The sequence below is a fragment of the Streptomyces sp. NPDC003016 genome (assembly GCF_053591455.1).
Genome location: NZ_JBSFTV010000023.1, coordinates 85,548 through 102,556 on the forward strand (window position 1 = coordinate 85,548; position 17,009 = coordinate 102,556).

Annotated in this window: 15 protein-coding genes; 9 read left to right on the forward strand and 6 right to left on the reverse strand. The window is 71.7% G+C overall.

The genetic code is table 11. The annotated features are described in order from the left end of the window. Positions 1-2 precede the first annotated feature (2 nt). A complete protein-coding gene (locus tag ACWDZ4_RS21130; protein ID WP_451509944.1) occupies positions 3-1,325 on the reverse strand; it encodes an ABC transporter substrate-binding protein in 1,323 nt (440 codons plus the stop codon). Between the two features lie 171 nt (positions 1,326-1,496). On the opposite strand from ACWDZ4_RS21130, the gene ACWDZ4_RS21135 reads away from it, so the two are divergent. Both ACWDZ4_RS21135 and purU read left to right on the forward strand, forming a co-directional pair. Continuing rightward, a complete protein-coding gene (locus ACWDZ4_RS21135) occupies positions 1,497-1,943 on the forward strand; it encodes an SCO4402 family protein (RefSeq protein ID WP_451509982.1) in 447 nt (148 codons plus the stop codon). A 29-nt stretch (positions 1,944-1,972) separates the two neighbouring features. Further along, a complete protein-coding gene (gene purU / locus ACWDZ4_RS21140; RefSeq protein WP_451509945.1) occupies positions 1,973-2,875 on the forward strand; it encodes a formyltetrahydrofolate deformylase in 903 nt (300 codons plus the stop codon). A gap of 33 nt (positions 2,876-2,908) precedes the next feature. On the opposite strand, the gene ACWDZ4_RS21145 is transcribed toward purU, so the two are convergent. Next, a complete protein-coding gene (locus ACWDZ4_RS21145; protein ID WP_451509946.1) occupies positions 2,909-4,225 on the reverse strand; it encodes a maleylpyruvate isomerase N-terminal domain-containing protein in 1,317 nt (438 codons plus the stop codon). Continuing rightward, positions 4,222-4,806 carry an RNA polymerase sigma factor gene (locus tag ACWDZ4_RS21150; protein ID WP_451509947.1) on the reverse strand — a complete coding sequence of 195 codons (585 nt, stop codon included), beginning with the start codon at positions 4,804-4,806 and terminating at the stop codon, positions 4,222-4,224. Before ACWDZ4_RS21150 ends, ACWDZ4_RS21145 begins: the two co-directional genes overlap by 4 nt. Positions 4,807-5,054: 248 nt before the next feature. On the opposite strand from ACWDZ4_RS21150, the gene ACWDZ4_RS21155 reads away from it, so the two are divergent. The 3 genes from ACWDZ4_RS21155 to ACWDZ4_RS21165 all read left to right on the forward strand — a co-directional run bounded on the left by ACWDZ4_RS21155 (position 5,055) and on the right by ACWDZ4_RS21165 (position 6,952). Further along, entirely contained in the window at positions 5,055-5,429 is a 375-nt protein-coding gene (locus ACWDZ4_RS21155; protein ID WP_093800374.1) for an STAS domain-containing protein, read from the forward strand. Between the two features lie 41 nt (positions 5,430-5,470). Continuing rightward, positions 5,471-6,049 (forward strand): EF-hand domain-containing protein, encoded by a 579-nt coding sequence (locus tag ACWDZ4_RS21160; protein ID WP_451509948.1) that lies wholly within the window; start codon positions 5,471-5,473, stop codon positions 6,047-6,049. A 435-nt stretch (positions 6,050-6,484) separates the two neighbouring features. Beyond that, on the forward strand, positions 6,485-6,952 hold the full coding sequence (locus ACWDZ4_RS21165) for an ATP-binding protein (protein WP_451509949.1): 468 nt from the start codon (positions 6,485-6,487) through the stop codon (positions 6,950-6,952). 321 nt (positions 6,953-7,273) lie between these two features. Here ACWDZ4_RS21165 and ACWDZ4_RS21170 read toward each other — a convergent pair whose 3' ends face one another. Further along, entirely contained in the window at positions 7,274-8,338 is a 1,065-nt protein-coding gene (locus ACWDZ4_RS21170) for a GlxA family transcriptional regulator (protein WP_451509950.1), read from the reverse strand. Positions 8,339-8,441: 103 nt separating this feature from the next. Here ACWDZ4_RS21170 and ACWDZ4_RS21175 point away from each other — a divergent pair, with 103 nt between their 5' ends. Both ACWDZ4_RS21175 and ACWDZ4_RS21180 read left to right on the forward strand, forming a co-directional pair. After that, complete coding sequence (locus ACWDZ4_RS21175; protein WP_451509983.1) at positions 8,442-9,680, forward strand: MFS transporter; 1,239 nt, start codon at positions 8,442-8,444, stop codon at positions 9,678-9,680. Positions 9,681-9,901: 221 nt separating this feature from the next. Continuing rightward, complete coding sequence (locus tag ACWDZ4_RS21180) at positions 9,902-11,257, forward strand: MFS transporter (RefSeq protein WP_451509951.1); 1,356 nt, start codon at positions 9,902-9,904, stop codon at positions 11,255-11,257. Between the two features lie 68 nt (positions 11,258-11,325). On the opposite strand, the gene ACWDZ4_RS21185 is transcribed toward ACWDZ4_RS21180, so the two are convergent. Together ACWDZ4_RS21185 and ACWDZ4_RS21190 are read right to left on the reverse strand one after the other, a co-directional pair. Further along, a complete protein-coding gene (locus tag ACWDZ4_RS21185; protein WP_451509952.1) occupies positions 11,326-11,979 on the reverse strand; it encodes a pyridoxine/pyridoxamine 5'-phosphate oxidase in 654 nt (217 codons plus the stop codon). Positions 11,980-12,169: 190 nt separating this feature from the next. After that, positions 12,170-12,817, reverse strand: a complete 648-nt coding sequence (locus tag ACWDZ4_RS21190; RefSeq protein ID WP_451509953.1) for a TetR family transcriptional regulator — start codon at positions 12,815-12,817, stop codon at positions 12,170-12,172. Between the two features lie 359 nt (positions 12,818-13,176). On the opposite strand from ACWDZ4_RS21190, the gene ACWDZ4_RS21195 reads away from it, so the two are divergent. Together ACWDZ4_RS21195 and ACWDZ4_RS21200 are read left to right on the forward strand one after the other, a co-directional pair. After that, the gene (locus tag ACWDZ4_RS21195) at positions 13,177-14,106 is read left to right on the forward strand and encodes a VOC family protein (protein ID WP_451509954.1); all 930 of its coding nucleotides are present in this window, start codon (positions 13,177-13,179) and stop codon (positions 14,104-14,106) included. Between the two features lie 207 nt (positions 14,107-14,313). Further along, positions 14,314-16,869, forward strand: coding sequence for an outer membrane protein assembly factor BamB family protein (locus tag ACWDZ4_RS21200; protein WP_451509955.1), 2,556 nt, complete (start codon positions 14,314-14,316; stop codon positions 16,867-16,869). Positions 16,870-17,009 lie beyond the last annotated feature (140 nt).

Below are 17,009 nucleotides of genomic sequence, written 5' to 3' on the forward strand. Positions count from 1 at the left end.
AGTCAGCCCGCGGAAGGCGCCTGCACCAGCGTCTCGCCCACGTCCACGAAGCCCTCCTTCACCGACACCAGCCGCCCCCGGCGCACCACTTGGAACGTCACGTACCTGTTGACGATGCGCGGAAAGTCCCGCGCCGCCAGCAGGTGCTCCAGGCGCCAGCTGAGAGTCGGTGTGAGGCCGCCCGTCTCCACTCCCTCGCTCTGGTTCAGGGCCCCGACCATGTCGGACGCCGTGACGCCGTCCGTGCCGTTCTCCGCGAGCGATTCGAGGATCTCCTTGAGCACGGTGTACGCGATCCAGGTGGTCTGCACCCCGGTGTCGGCCGGGTCGATCCGGTTGTCCGCGAAGGCGTGCTCCCGGATCACCTGGCGCATCGGGCCCCAGCGCGCGTCGCTCGCCACCGGGTACCAGCCGGTGACGTACGCGCCCTCGAAGGGCCCGTCCTTGCCGCCTGTGCGGTCGAGGAGCGGCTGGCCGACGCTGCCGAGCACCGACGCGACCCGGACGTTCCCGTGTACCTCCGGTTCCAGTCTCCGGAACGAGTCGAAGAACGTCTCCGTACGGTCGCCGAGCACCGCCGTGACGCAGCCGGTTCCGGTCCCGTACGCGTCGAAGGCACCCGCGCTGCTGAGCGCCTCCCGTGCCTGCGCGGTGTAGTCGTTCGCGTCCTCCGCCGCCAGGATGTCGGTGGCCGCCTTGCGGTCGCCCTCCGCGAGGCCCGAACCGAGGAGCGTCGCCAGGTCGTCGCCGGCGACCGTGTCGGGGCGTACCAGGGACACGCGGTCGCAGTCGCGGGCGAGCTGCCTGCCGTTGCCCGCGAGGAGAGCCGCCTGGCCGCCGTTGACGGGGTAGGAGAGCGGGCTGTTGAACTCCTTGTCGGAGGCGCCGTAGCCGCCGAGGTAGGGAATGCCGGCGGTCTCCAGCGGCGCCATGAAGGCCCGGCCGTGCTGGCTGTACGAGCCGACGACCGCGATCACGCCCTGTCGCACGGCCTGTTTGGCGCACTGGGACGCGCCGACGGTGGTGTTGTGCTCGTTGCAGGTGACGACCTTGAGCTCGTGGCCCGCCAGACCGCCGTTCGCGTTGGCCCAGCGGGCGTATGCCTTCGCCATGGCGGGCATGCCCGGCATGTTCGTGGCCGGGGTCCCTTCGGGGGCCCACGTCATGACGGTCACGGGCTCCCTGGAGTCCTCCGAGGCCCCGGGGAGCACCGCGCAGCCGGCGAGCAGCGACGCCCCGACCGCCGTCGCCGTACCCGCGGCTATGGAGGCCGTGGCCTTCGAGAGGAATGTGCGGGGAGAGGAGGGGCTTCGCCGTCCGGTCATGTGTGCACACACTTCCGCCCCATGGGTAACAGAGCAGTGAGCATGCCTCAACGAAGGGTGACGTCGAAGTGAATTGAGGGGGGTCGTACGCCCGTGCCGTCAGGGAACGTACGATTTGCAACCGTGCAAGGTTCGGTGAACTCTTCCCGTCGCGGCCGTCGCTCCCCCACCATGGGCGGCATGCCGCTCAATGACATGCCGTGGTGGCGCTGGCGCACGAACGTGCGATCCGCGCTGCACATGCTCTCCGACCCCCTCTTCCAGCAGCAGTGCTGGCTGGCGGGCGTCGAGGGCTACGGAGACGTGACAGATGCCGTGTACCGGCTGGTCGAGGACACCTGGCTGGACAACTGGTCGGCCGAGAAGTACGTCGGCACGATCTTCCGGGACTCCCAGGAGGCCGCGCTCGTCGACGTCGCCGTCCTGCGGGTGCTGAAGATCATGCACCAGGTGGGCGCGGACGCCCCCGTGTCGGCGTACCTGGAGCACCACGCCTGGCCGGAGGCGGTACGGGCGGCGCGCGAGGCGCACGTACGGCTGGCGGCGAGCGACGGGGACGACCCGGACACCGAGCCGCGCACGCTGGAGGTCATCCGCATTCTGACCGGGTCGGCCTGACCCCCGCCGGATATGGAATCCTCGGAGTCATGAGCGCCCCGCAGCCCGCCCCCTCCCTCCTGCCCCCGTCGGACCGGCCCTCCTCGGACCAGTACGTCCTCACCCTCTCGTGTCCGGACAAACAGGGCATCGTGCACGCCGTGTCGAGCTACCTCTTCATGACCGGGTGCAACATCGAGGACAGCCAGCAGTTCGGCGACCACGACACGGGTCTGTTCTTCATGCGGGTCCACTTCTCGGCGGACGCTCCGGTGACCGTGGAGAAGCTGCGGGCCAGCTTCGCCGCGATCGGGGACTCCTTCCGGATGGACTGGCAGATCCACCGCCCCGAGGAGCGGATGCGGATCCTGTTGATGGTCAGCAAGTTCGGCCACTGCCTGAACGACCTGCTCTTCCGGTCGCGGACCGGCGCCCTGGCGGTGGAGATCGCGGCGGTCGTCTCGAACCACACGGACTTCGCCGAGCTGGTCGGCTCGTACGACATCCCCTTCCACCACATTCCGGTGACGCGGGACAACAAGGCGGACGCGGAGGCGCAGCTCCTCGAAACCGTACGTTCCGAGAACGTCGAGCTGGTCGTCCTGGCCCGCTACATGCAGGTCCTCTCGGACGACCTGTGCAAGCAGCTGAGCGGCCGGATCATCAACATCCACCACTCCTTCCTGCCGAGCTTCAAGGGCGCCAAGCCCTACCACCAGGCGCATGCGCGCGGAGTGAAGCTCATCGGCGCCACGGCGCACTATGTGACGGCCGACCTCGACGAGGGCCCGATCATCGAGCAGGAGGTCGAGCGGGTGGGCCACGACGTGACGCCGGAGCAGCTGGTGGCGATCGGCCGCGACGTGGAGTGCCAGGCGCTGGCGCGGGCGGTGAAGTGGCACAGCGAGCACCGCGTCCTGCTCAACGGCCGCCGCACGGTGGTCTTCGCGTAGGCCCGCAGGGCGCGGGTCTACGGGTCTACGGGTCTACAGGCGGCTCAGGGACGCCGCCGCGAAGAGCACGTCGCGGATCGCCTCCCGGTCGCCGTTCTGTCCCGCCGCAGCGTCCTGCGGCGGCACGTGGCCCGAGGCCAGCTGGCAGAACTCGACGCCGTCCAGGGCGACATGGGCCACCTTGTGCGCGGCCGAGCCGACCGCCGCCGGGGAGTCCAGCGGGATGTACCAGTCGCCGCCGCCCGCGCCCTCGATCTCCAGGTGGAGCGAGCGGCCGGGTGAGCCCGGCGTCACCAGACACCGCGCCGGGGCCGCGAGACCGGCTCTGCGGCGGGCGGCGAGGGTCGCCGGGATCAGCCGGGCGGCCAGGTCGATCATGCGGTTGAGGTGCGCGGCGGCCGGCGGTTCGTACGGATAGTGCACCGCGTCCGCGATGTCCTCGGCGTGCACCCAGCACTCGAAGGCACGGTCCAGCAGCGCGTCGCGCAGGGGCAGGGCGAAGTCGCCGTACGAGACGGAGAGCTCGGCCGCGCCGCGGCCCGCGAAGGACACCGTGCGGATGAGGGCGTGGCCCTGCTCGCGCCACGGTTCGCGGACGGTGCGGGTCGGCGGGAAGCGGGAGGAGTGCCAGTACGACTCGGTGCGGTCCGACGGCGATTCCGGTCCTGCCGTGCCCATCGGGTCGTCGAGGCCGAGCGCCTTCGCGACCAGGCCGTCGACGGTCATCAGGTGGCCGATGACCCCGGCGACGGTCGTTTTACGGGTCGTCGCCTCCTCGTCGGCGAACCACTTCAGGCGCACCGGCGCATGCCACTCCGAGTCGCCGATGTCCCGCAGCAGGGCGTCCAGGCGCGCCGTCTCGGCGTCGTACGGCGTGGCCCAGCCGGGGACGGGGACGCGTGCGGGCCGGCGTCCCAGGCAGCCGTCGAGCACGCGGTTGCGCAGCAGCGGGTCGAGGTCCAGGCTGCGCTCGGTGTGGAGCAGGCCGACCGCGTCCCGCAGTCGCAGGGCCTCCTCCGCGCAGGGGGCGCACTCGGTGAGGTGGTCCTCGACCGCATGGGTCTCGTCGGCCGCGCACGCGGACAGCGCCCAGGCACCCAGCAGCGACTTGAGCACATCGTGGGAGAGGGCCTCGGGGACCTCCAGGACCTCGGGTACCCCGGGCGGTGGGGGCGGGGCTGGCGCCTCCACCGTCTCCAGCACCTCGCGGTCGTCCGCCGCCGCCCTCGGCGCCGGGATGCGCGGAGTCCGGTCCTGCGGCCGCTCCCGTCCGTCCCGGCCGCCGTCCCCGTCCCCGCCCCCGTGCCCGTTCGACTCCGCGGCCCCGTCCGGACCGTGTTCCCCGCTCATCCGTGCTGTCCGTATCCGGGCGGGGGCCACAGACCGTCCTGGTGGCGCGGGTTCGCCGTGGACAGCAGTTGCAGCCCGAGCCGCAGCCGCCTGCGCGCCTCGTCCTCCGTGACCCCCAGGTCGGCCGCCGTCTGCCGGTAGTCCCTGCGCTGGAAGTACGCGAGCTCCAGCGCGGCCCGCAGCGGCGCCGGCATCGACGTCACGATGTAGTCCGCGCGGGCGGCGGCCGAGGCCCTGCGGACCTTCTGCTCCAGCTCCTCCGAGGTGCCCTCGCCGCCGTCCGTCAGCGCCGCGGCCCCGGTCTGCCGCAGCCGCTGCACGGCCTGCCGGTGCGTGAGCCCGGCCACCCAGGACCTCATCGAGCCCTGTTTGGGGTCGTACGTGTCCGGCTTCTCCCAGACGTGACCGAAAACCTCGCGCATGATCTGGTCGGCCGCCGCGTCGTCGTCGAGCACCCGGTGGGCGATGCTGTGCACCAGCGAGGCGAACCTGTCGTACAGCTCGCCGAGCGCCGCCGCCTCGCCGCGCGAGAGCCGCTGCTGCATCCTGCGGTCCCAGCGAGGCGGTGCGTCCTTCGCCATGCGGCCCCCAGCCCTGTGAGTCTGCCCACCACGTGCCCTGTGCCCTCGTCACTTCCTTCGAATGTAGTGCGAGCCGCTGACAACGCATGCCCTTTTACGGTAAGTGTGTCCGCGTCCCGGTCCGGGATGATAATGATCGGATCCCCCGATCCGGTCCTCCCGGGGCCGTGGTGTTTCGTGGGAGGGCGGCGGGGCAGCCGCGAGGGGAAGGACTACTTCCGCATCGGCAGAACGAAAGGTCCGGACGCGTGACGCTGAAGGTGATCGAGGCCGAGCACAACGCCTGGGCCGTACTGCACGTCTCCGGAGAGCTGGATCTGGTGACCTCGCCCGCCGTCCGCCAGCACGTGCACGAAGCCGTCGCGCACGGCCGCCACCGTGTGGTGCTGGACCTGTCCGAGGTTCTCTTCTGCGATTCCAGCGGGGTCGGCGTCATGATCGCCGCCCGCCGCCTGATGCACTCCTGCGGCGGCGACCTGCGGCTGATCCTGCCCGCCCGCGGGGCGGTCGACGGTTCGCACGTCAACCGGGTGCTCGCGGCCCTCGGCGTACGCCGCCTCTTCGAGGTCTTCCCCGACGTGGCCACGGCCGCCGACGACGAGGCACAGGCCCTCTCCGCCTGAGAAGGCGCCGGTCCGCCCGCCCACGCCGTACCCTCCCTCCCATGGACAGCTCAGAGTACGAGCGCAAGACGGCCGCCCGCTTCGCGAGCTTCGACCAGGACGGCAACGGATACATCGACCGCGAGGACTTCAGCGCCGCCGCCGCGGCGCTGCTGGCCGAGTTCGGCACGACGGCCCGTTGCGACAAGGGACAGGCGCTCTACATGGGCGCCGAGGCTTTCTGGCAGGGCATGGCGGGCATCGCCGACGTGGACGGGGACCAGCGGGTCAGCCGTGAGGAGTTCGTCACGGGGGCGGTGAAGCGGCTGGGGGACAACCCGCAGCGGTTCGCCGGGATCGCCCGCCCGTTCCTGCACGCGGTGATCGCCGTCGCGGCCGAGGAGGACGGCTCGGGAGTCGCCCCGCAGGCAGCGGCCCGGGCCCTGCGCGTGCTGGGAGTGGCCGAGGACACGGCGCGGGACGTCGCCACCGCGCTCGACGCGGACGGTGACGGTCTGATCAGCGAGGAGGAGATCCTCTCCGCCTTCGCCCGCTACTACTGCACGGCGGCCGGACCCGACGGCCCTGCCGCCCCCGGTACCCCCGCGGCCCCCGGCACCCCTGCCGCTCCCGGCGCCTAGGACGCGCGGTCCCGCCGCGGCCGCCGGGCCGGTCCGGCGGCTGATTCTGTGACGGGTGAGCGATTACCGTGCGTCGATATCGGGTTGTGTCCTTCGCGCGACTCGTCACGGCCCGGAGTCGGCGTGTGCTCCGGTACGCTCCGTGGGATGCGAGTGGTTGTGATGCGCAGCTGCCCCGGCGTCGCCCGTGCGGTGACTCCGGGCCGCGAGATGTGCGCCGCTCGCGCCGTGTGGGGGCGCCGTGCGCGCCCCTGTTCGACTCCCCGCAGCGTGCGTCGCACAGTATGCATCACGCGTACTCCTTCGCGCTGGAATATGCCTGAAGCGCTTGTTGCGGTGACTGTACGTCAACCATGCTGTCTCGTAAGGGAATCACGTTCCGTGACCCTGTGGAGACGCGAGGCGATGTGTCCGCCGGTTCGGATGGTGTGAGCGGTGCAGGTGCTTCAAGTGCAGTTGGAGGTAGGGGCCGACCCTGCCGAGGTGGGACGAGCCCGGAGGTGGGCGCGCTCGCGGCTCGTCGGCTCCGGGATAAGGGCCGACGAACCGCTGGCCGAGACCCTGCTCCTGCTCATCTCGGAGCTGGTCACCAACGCGGTCGTGCATACGGGCTGTCCGGCCGTGCTGCGGATGCTCTTCGGCATCGCCGACGACCGCACGGTCCGGGTCGAGGTCGCCGACGCCAGTGCCTGCCCGCCGAAGCCCCGGCACGCGGAGGGCGGGGACACCAACGGGCGGGGGCTCGAACTGGTCGACGGGCTCGCCGACCGGTGGGGCTGGCAGTCCGAGGGCGCCGGCAAGCGGATCTGGTGCGAGGTCGACCGGGGGACGCCCGTGGTGACGAGGGGGCCGTACGAGGCGGTCACGTACGAGCCGTCGCGCGCTGTCACGCACAGCGCGTGACCCGCACACCACCGAACGAGGGTTGACGGCTCGTCAGGTCCTGATGACCCTTGGACGAGGCGGCCCGTCGCGAGGGGACGTCGAGGATCAGAGGCGTGCCGCACGGCCCGTCCTCGGCGAGTGCGGGCCGTGGTTCGGCGCCGGCCCCTCCTGGGCGGGAGGGGCCTGGCCGGTGCGCCGAAGCCGGGTGGCGGCCCTTGCGCCGTGCCCGGGGCGTGCGGAAGCGCGCCGCCACCCGGCTGCTCGAAGCGGGCGCGCATCGAGGGGAGCGGCGGTGTGTCCCGCGCTACGGTCGGCTCCGTGTCGTACCGTCGGCCGGTCTCAGACGCCGGCGAGGGGGTGCCCGGTCGCGGAGCTTCCGGTGCCGGGGCTCTCCGCGGTGGGGTTTTCGGTGGTGGGGCTTCCGGTGGTGGGACTTTCGGTGGTGGCGCGGAAAGTGCGGCGGTAGACGGTCGGCGGGACACCGAGAGCCGCCTGTAGGTGCTGGCGCAGCGACGTCGCCGTACCGAAGCCGGAGTCGCGCGCGATCCGGTCGACGGACAGGTCGCTGGACTCGAGGAGCTGGCGGGCCCGCTCGACGCGCTGCTGGGTCAGCCACTGGCCCGGGCTGATCCCGGCCTCCTCGCGGAACCGGCGCGTGAACGTCCGTACCGACATCGATTCCTGCTCGGCCATGTCGCGCAGCTGGATCGGTTCGTGGAGCCGGCGGAGCGCCCACGCCCGGGCGGTGGCCGTGGTCGACAGCCGGGGTTCGGGGACGGGGCGGTGGATGTACTGCGCCTGGCCGCCGTCCCGGTGCGGGGGTACGACGGTGCTGCGGGCCACCTCGTTGGCGGTCCGGCTGCCGTGGTCGCGCCGCACGATGTGCAGGCAGAGATCGAGCCCGGCGGCGACCCCGGCGGAGGTCAGGACGTCGCCGTCGTCGATGAACAGGACGTCCGCGTCGACCTTGACGGACGGGAACAGCCGCTGGAAGTGCTCGGCGGCCGACCAGTGGGTGGTGGCGGGGCGGCCGTCGAGGTAGCCCGCCGCGGCCAGGACGTAGCCGCCGGTGCAGATGGAGACCATGCGGGTGCCGGGGCGTACGAGGGCGAAGGCGGCCTTGAGGTCCTCGGTCAGCAGGCCCTCTTCGTAGACGCGACCGAGTTCGTACGAGGCGGGGACCACGACGGTGTCGGCGGTGGCCAGCGCCTCGGGACCGTGCTCGACGTCGATGGAGAAGTCGGCGTCGGTACGGACGGGGCCCGGCGGCCGGACGGAACACGTCACGATCTCGTAGAGGCACCTGCCCGACACGTCCTTCGTACGCCCGAAGATGCGGTGCGGTATGCCGAGTTCGAAGGGGAGCAGCCCGTCGAGTGCGAGAACGACGACGCGGTGCGGCATGGCGTACTCCTGTGCGCGTGCGCTGAATTAAACACTGGCTGGTATAGACCTCTACCTGATACATCTCTGCGCTGTGACGGACAAGCGTGCAAGGCCCCAGGACATTCCCGAGAAGGCCACGGAGAGGGCGCCAGGACCGCGAGCCGCCTCCAAAAGTCTCTGGAACCACAACTTCCGGCTCTTCTTCGTGGCCCGTACGGTCGCCGTCTTCGGCGACGGCATGGTCCCCGTCGCCCTCGCGGCGGGACTGCTCGGCGCGGGCCGCCCCGGCTCGTCCGTCGGTTACGCCCTCGCCGCGTGGATCGGCCCCTTCGCGGTGCTGGTCCTCTTCGGCGGCGTACTCGCGGACCGCTTCACGCCCCGCCGGATGATGATCCTCGCGGACGGGCTGCGGCTGGTCGGCGCCTCGGTGCTCGCCCTCTCCTTCGCGGCCGGCGATCCGTCGGTGTGGGTGGTGTACGGGCTGAGCGCGGTCAGCGGCATCGGCGCCGCGCTCTTCCAGCCCGGGGTCGCTTCGATCGTCCCGCGCATCGCGCACGACGTGCAGAAGGCGAACGCGGTCCTGCGCGTCTGCGAGGCGCTGATGACCATGGCGGGGCCGGCCTTCGCGGGGCTCGTGGCCGGGCTCTCCGGTGGCGCGGGCGCGGTCTTCGCCGCGAACGCCGCGACCTTCGGGGTGAGCGGGGTCTGCCTGTTCCTGCTGAGGCTTTTCCCGGAGGGCGACCCGGTGGAGCGCGGCTCTCTGCTGGCCGAACTGGTGGACGGCTGGCACGAGTTCACCGCGCGCAGCTGGCTGTGGGGCGTCATCGCGATCTGGACGGTGTACGGACTGACCGTGGCGGGCCCGATGATGCCGCTGACGGCGGTCCTGGTGACCGAGGGGCACGGTGCGGGGACGTACGGCGCGCTGATGGCGGTCCATGGCGCGGGCAGTGCGGCGGGCGGCCTGCTGGCGCTGCGCCTGCGGCCGGGGCGTCCGCTGGCGGCGGGGGCGGTGGCGCTGCTCGGGGTCGTGGTGAACCTGGTGGTCCTGGGGCTCGGCATGTCCGTACCCGCCCTGGGAGTCGGTCAGTTCGCCGGCGGGGCGGCCTTCGCGTTCTGGCTGGTGATGTGGTCGACGACGGTCCAGACGCACGTCCCGGCCGACGCGCTGAACCGGCTGCACGCCTACGACGTGTCCGGGTCGCTGCTGATGATGGCGGCGGGACGGGCGCTGGCCGGTCCGGTGGCGGAGCGGGTGGGCGCGGAGCAGGTGCTGCTGGCGGGGGTGGGGGTCATGGTGGCGGTGGTCGGGGTGCTGCTGGGGACCCGGCCGATCCGGGAGCTGCGGCGGGTGGAGTGAGGCGCGCGGGGTCCGGCAGGTGGGGCGTTCCGGCCGTGTTCCGGTCTTGGTGTCTCCCGGTCTTGGCGACTCCCGTCCTGCCCTGTCCCGCTGTCCCGCTGTCCCGCTGTCCCGTCCTGTCTCGTTGTCCTGTCCTGCGGTCGGTTGCGTGTCCCGATTCTTTCGAACCCTGACCGTCGGGCCACTCGTCCGCGCTCTTCGCGCGCTCGAAGCTGAGTGACGTGACCCAGACAACCGAACCCGCCCAGGACGCCGTACCGGCGCCTGCGGGCCCCCGCCGCCCCGCTCGCATCCACCGTGCGTGGTTCGTCGCGGCGGTGGCCTTTGTGACGATCATCGGCGGGGCGGCGTTCAACTCCCTGCCGGGCCTGCTGATCGACCCGCTCCACGAGGAGTTCGGCTGGTCGCGCGGCGAGATCGGGGTCGCCGTCGCCATCGACATGGCGCTGTACGGTCTCACCGCGCCGTTCGCCGCCGCGCTCATGGACCGCTTCGGCATCCGCCGGGTGGTGGCCGTGGCGCTGAGCATGGTCGCCGCGGGCGCCCTGCTCAGCGTCTGGATGACGGCCGTCTGGCAGCTGATGCTCTACTGGGGCCTGCTCGTCGGCCTCGGTACGGGCTCGATGGCGCTGGCCTTCGCGGCGACGGTCACCAACCGCTGGTTCGTGGCGCGCCGGGGCCTGGTCACCGGCGTCCTCACGGCCGCGGGCGCGTCCGGGCAGCTCATCTTCCTCCCCCTCTGTGCCTGGATCGTCGAGCACCACGACTGGGAGTCCGCCTCCGTCACGGTCGCGCTGGCCGCCCTGGTCGTCGTCCCGTTCGTGTGGCTGCTGCTGCGCGACCACCCGGCGGACGTCGGACTCGCCCCCTACGGCGGGGAGTTCGTACCGAAGCCCGCGCCCCGGAGCGGTGCGGCGAAGCGTGCGGTCACGGTCCTTTTCGCGGCGGCGAAGACCGGGCCGTTCTGGCTGCTGGCGGGCACGTTCGCGATCTGCGGCGCGTCGACCAACGGACTCATGCGCACCTATTTCATTCCCTCGGCGCATGACCACGGCATGCCGATCACCGCCGCCGCCTCACTGCTGGCCGTCATCGGCGTCTTCGACGTCATCGGCACGATCGCCTCGGGCTGGCTCACCGACCGTTTCGAGGCGCGCCGCCTGCTGGCGGTCTACTACGCGCTGCGCGGCGTCTCGCTGCTCTTCCTGCCGATGCTGATGGCCCCGACCGTCCACCCGCCGATGATCTTCTTCATCGTCTTCTACGGCCTCGACTGGGTGGCGACGGTCCCACCGACCCTGGCCCTGTGCCGGGAGCAGTACGGCGAGGACTCGGCGATCGTCTTCGGCTGGGTGCTCGCGTCGCACCAGGTGGGCGCGGCGGTGGTGGCCTTCGCGGGCGGTGTGGCGCGGGACGTGTTCGGTTCGTACGACGTGGTCTGGTACGCGGCGGGGGCACTGTGCGCGGCGGCGGCGCTGATGGCCCTGGTGATCCGCCGGAAGCCGGACGCCAAGTCCGATGACAAGTCCGGTGCCAAGTCCGGTGCCAAGTCCGACGCCGCCCCGGCTCCCGCCTGACCCCACCGGGAGAGGCGGCGGAGCCGGCGGGCCCCGGAGGACTACGGGGGTGTCGTGACCCGGGGCGCCTACGGCCAGAGCAGTTCCCGCCTCCACTCCCCGCCACCGTCCCGCCGGTACCGCAGCCGCACGTGCCGGCGTCTGGCGTCCCCCTGGAAGAACTCCACCTCGGCGGGGTCCACGACGTACAGCGTCCAGGTCGGTACGCCGGCCTCCGGCTCGGCCTGCGCCCGTTCCCACGCCGACTCCGACACCCGCACCAACTCCTCGTACCGCGCCAGGACTTCGCTCTGCCGCCCCACCAGCGCGGAGGCGAGCGCGCCCGTGGACCGCGCGTGCAGATCGGCCCGGCTCTCGTCCGGCGTTCCGGTGGTCACCGCGCCCCTGACCCGCACCTGCCTGCCCTGCGCCGCCCAGTAGAACCCGAGCGCCGCGTGCGGGTGCGCGGCCAGCTGGCGGCCCTTGGCGCTGGTGGAGTGGGAGGCGAAGTGCCAGCCGCGGTGGTCCGCGCCGTGCAGCATCACGGTGCGTACGTCGGGGAGCCCGTTCTCGTCCACGGTCGCCAGGCTCATCGTGTGCGGCTCGGGCTGCCCGGCGGCGACGGTCTCGGCGAACCACCGGTGGAACAGGGGGAGCGGCTCGGGCGGTGCGGCGTCCGGTTCGAACGCGGGGAGTTCCGTGTCCCATACGCGCTGGGAGCGGAGCAGGTCCTGGAAGGTCATCCGGCCATCTCACACCATGCGGGGCGGCACGGGCGGAGAATGCCGCAGCGGCGGACCGTGGCGTGGTCCGCCGCTGCGTAGACAGGACTGGGGGCAGGGCCCAGGGCTCAGTGACTCGAGGGTTCTTGTACTCCGGGGTGTGAGGGCTCGGGGGTTCGGGGATTCTGGGGCTCGGGTTCTGCTTCGTGCGCTACTTCGCAGGCTTCTTGCCGGTGATGCCCAGGTGCACCAACAGGGCGAGATGGGGCTTGAGTTCGTTCTGCTTCACACCCCAGGACTGGAAGCCCTTCTGGTGCGAGGCGACCGCCGCCAGCATCGCGACGAGCGAGCCGGCCATCGCGGCCGGGTTGATGTCCTTGTCCACCTTGCTCTTGGACTGGAGCTCCTTCACCGCGTCGGTAAGGGAGTTGGTCACGGAGTTCAGGATTTTCATGCGGATCTTGTGGAACCGCTTGTCGCCCTCTGCCGCGCCGAGGTCGACCACCCGGAGGATGGCGTCGTTCTTGCGCCAGAAGTCGAGAAAACCCTCGACGAGATCTTCGGAGGTCGCCCAGCCGGCCTTTCCGACCCAGGAACGGCCGGAGGCGAGTTCGGCCAATCCGGCGCCTTCTTTGGCCATTTCTTCCGCGATCTCGAGGACGGCGCCCTCCACATCGGGGAAGTACTGGTAGAACGTCGCCGGTGAAGTGCCCGCTTTCCGGGCCACATCGATGACTTTGACGTCCCGGTAGGGTGAGGAGCTGAGCATCTCACTGAGGCAGTCGAGCAGCTTCTGCCGCGTCGCCTGACCACGTCGTCCGGCCACACGGCCATCGACGGTGCGCACTTGTCCTGTCATGCCGTCAGCTTACCGACGGGTGATCGGAGCGCGATTTGGCCGACTGCAAATGGGGAATCGGCCTGCTGTCACGGCCTGCCGCACCGGTCCGTCTGTGGTCCGTCTGCGATCTGCCCGTGGCCCGTCTCCGGCCCGTCCGTGAACCGTCGCCGGGGTCCGCGGGCCGCCTTCGACCCGAATAGTCTTATCAACAGCCTGTGGAAAACTTTGGTGGACACGTCATGCGCCCCAAGGTGAATGCCCTCGCGATTGGTCAATTGTTCGATTGGCTTTCCTGCGCGAAGAGCGGCGGCCCGTTAGTTTTGCGGTGATGGGCGCCACACATTTCCCTGCCCTGTGTGACGGAAGGATCCGGGCTCATGGCCGTATACGCAGAAGGCATGCCGTGCTGGGTGGATGTGACGCTTGCCGATGTCGAAGCGGGCAAGCGCTTTTACGGTGCGCTGTTCGGCTGGACCTTCGAGGACCCGGGCATCGACGACCGGGGAAGGGCTGGGCGGGTCAGCTTCGTCAACGCCCTCAGTGACGGCAAGAAGGTCGCCGCCCTCGCGCCCAAGCGCGACGGACGCATGCCCACCGCCTGGGGCGTCTACTTCGCCACCGACGACGCCGTGGCGCTCGCCCGGAGGATCAGGGACGCGGGCGGCCAGCTGGTGACGGACCCGCTGCCCGTTCCCCCGCTCGGCACGATGGCCGTGGCCGCCGACCCGGGCGGCGCCGTCTTCGGGCTCTGGCAGGCGGGCAGCCACGCCGGTTTCGAGAAGCGGGACATGCCCGGCTCCTTCTGCTGGACCGAGGTCTATACGCGGGACAAGGAGCGGACCGATCCCTTCTACGAGACCGTCTTCGGCTTCCAGGGCTACGACATCGAAGAAGCGGGCCAGGACTTCAGGGCGTGGTCGCCCGCCGGCGCCGACCCCGGTCCCGACACCGCCATCGGTGGCCGCAGTGTCATAGGAGACGCCTTCCCGGCCGAGATGCCCGACCACTTCATGATCTATTTCGTGGTCGACGACTGCGACGAGGCCGCGTCGCGGACCGTCGGTCTCGGTGGCCGCGTCCAGGCGCCGCCCTTCGACACGCCCTACGGGCGGATCGCGGTTCTCACCGACGACCAGGGCGCCACCTTCGCCGTACTCGCCGAGCAGACCGAGCAGACCAAGCAGGCCGGGCAGACCGGGCAGGCCGGGCAGGCCGTGACCACGGAGCGCGCAGGGGCCACGGGGCACGCCGAGGCCACCGAGGCCACCGGATCCCGGGAAGCCCGGGAAGCCGGAACCGGGGCGTAACGGGCCGGCACGGAGCAGACCGTCGCGCTTGCGGTGCGCGGGCGCGACCTGTCCGAATCCGGGTGAGACACCCCGTTCCGCCCCCGGGTTCGCCACCGCCGCTTCAGACAGGAAGAATCAGGGTGCGCACCGCTGGGTGGTGCCCAGTGGTGAGACGCTTCACGGGGCTGTGTTTGCGGCCTCGTACGGGGAGGTGGCAGGCAAGTTATGGATCAGCTGACGCAGCACGACCCGCGGCGGATCGGCCCGTTCGAGGTGCTGGCACGGCTCGGGGCCGGCGGCATGGGGCTGGTCTACCTCGCGCGGTCGGCGTCGGGCCGGCGCGTGGCGATCAAGACGGTGAGGACCGAACTCGCCGAGGACCAGCTGTTCCGCGTCCGCTTCACGCGCGAGGTGGAGGCCGCACGGGCCGTCAGCGGTTTCTACACGGCCGCCGTCGTGGACGCCGATCCGCGGGCGGCGGTGCCGTGGCTGGCCACCGCGTACGTACCCGCGCCCTCCCTCGAAGAAATAGTGAATGAATGCGGGCCGATGCCGGCCCAGGCGGTGCGCTGGCTGGCGGCCGGCATCGCCGAGGCGCTCCAGTCCATCCACGGGGCGGGCCTGGTCCACCGCGACCTCAAGCCGTCGAACGTCCTGGTGGTGGAGGACGGCCCGCGCGTCATCGACTTCGGCATCGCGTCCGGCGTCTCGAACACCCGGCTGACCATGACCAACGTCGCCGTCGGTACGCCCGCCTACATGTCGCCCGAGCAGGCGCGCGACTCGCGCAGCGTGACGGGCGCCAGCGACATCTTCTCGCTCGGCTCGACGCTGGTCTTCGCGGCGACCGGGCACGCGCCCTTCCACGGGGCGAACCCGGTGGAAACGGTCTTCATGCTGCTGCGGGAGGGCCCGGACACCGAGGGGCTGCCCGACGAACTGCGTCCGCTGATCGAGTCGTGCATGCAGCGGGAGGCCGTACGGCGGCCCAGCCCGGCCGACCTCCAGGCGCAGCTCTCGCCGCACCTCTTCGCCTCCGGCCAGGACGACAGCGGTACGGCGTCCGCGTGGCTGCCGGCGCGGGCCACCGCGATGATCGAGGAGCGGCGGGGCGGCCGCCCGGCGCTGCCGAGCACACCGAGTACGCCGCCGTCCCGGGCGCACTCCACGCCGCCGAGGCCGCCGGGACCGCCGCCGTTCGCCCCCGTGGCGTCCCGGGTCCAGCCCCAGCACCAAGCCCAGGCTCACCCCCAGTCCCAGGCCCACTCCCAGGTGCCGGTCGCTCCGTCTCAGGCATCTTCCGCCTCCTCCGCCGCTCCGACCTCTCCGGTCCCTTCCGCCTCTCCGGCGCAGGCGTACACCGGTGGCCACGCGGCTCGTCCCCCGCAGCACGCCGTACGGCTGCCCGGGGCCAAGGTGCCGATCGGGCCGGGTCCCCGCGTGGCCGACGGCCGCACCGCCGCGGTCCAGGCGCCGGGTGAGCAGGCCACCGGATGGATCAGGCCCCCGGCCGGACTCGTCCCCGTGAACGGCGCGGACGACACCGGCGTCGTACCTCCGCCCGTGCCGTCCGCGCCCCTGCCCCCGCCTCCGTCCATTCCGCCGCCCTCGCCGTCCGTGGACGGCTCCGGCCCCTCCGGAGGGTGGCGGCCGTGGCGGTTCCGCATGTCCAACGACGTGTGGGGGACGCCCGCCGTCGCGGACGACCTCGTCTACGTCACCTCCTTCGAGGTGCACGCCCTCGACGTGGCCAGCGGCCGGCGGAAGTTCAAGACGCGTGACGTCGCCTGGGCGATGGCGGTCGCGAGCGGGCGCATCCACGCCTCCGACGGCCCCACGCTGTACGCCCTCGACGCGGTCGACGGCCAGGAGCGGTGGCGGCTGCAGACCGACGCGTGGGTGTACTCCCTCAAGGTCGACCGCGGCACGGTGGTGACCGGCACGCGGGGCGGCGGCGTCCAGGCCTGGGAGGCGTCCAACGGCCAGAAGCTGTGGGAACTCACCGGCGCGCAGACCGACTTCGAGACCCCGGAGGCCGGTCCCGCCGTACACGACGACACGGTGTACGTGTGGCAGGACGCGAGGCTGCGCGCCCTCGACGCCCGTACCGGCCTGGAGCGCTGGTCGTACCCGGTCGGCGACGCGGCGTCCTGCGGGGGAGTCCCGCTGCGGCTGACGTCGGCGCCGGACGGCTGTGTGTACGTCGCCGCCGGCACGCGCGTCCTCGCCGTCGACGCGGCCGGCGGCCGTGTGCGGTGGCACTTCGAGGCCCCCGCGGTCTTCCTGAGCCCGCCCGCCTTCGCACCGGGCCCGGCCGTCACGGGCGGTGGCGTCTACCTCGCCGACCACCTGGGCACGGTGTACGCCCTGGACGCCTCCACCGGCAAGGACCGCTGGCGCATCGCCACCGAGTCCCGCCAGTCCATCGAGCCGGTGCTCGTCGCGGCGGGCAACATCCACGTGGGCAGCGGCAGCGCGCTCTACACCCTGGACGCGGTGACCGGCACCCCGAAGTGGCGCTTCGCGGCGGGCGGCGAGGTCGTCGGCGCCCCGGTCGTCTCCGACGGCCGCGTGCACTTCGGCTCGGCGGACCACTGCCTCTACACGCTGGACGCGAGCGGCGGCCAGCTGCGCTGGAAGCTCGCGACGGGCGGGGAGATCACCGGGTCGCCGGTGGCGCAGAACGGCGTGGTGTACGCGTGCAGCAAGGACCGGTGCGTGTACGCCCTGGACGCGGTGAAGGGCACGGCGACGGGCCGCACATCGGGCACCCGGGCCTGACCCGGCCGCCCTCCGGCCGGTGGCACTACGGCGTCAACGCGCCTGCGAACACACGTTTGCGGGCGCGTCCGGCGCCGCACTAGGGTGACGTGGACTCGTCAATCGAGCACCAGAATCTACGATTTCAACGGGGGATTGAA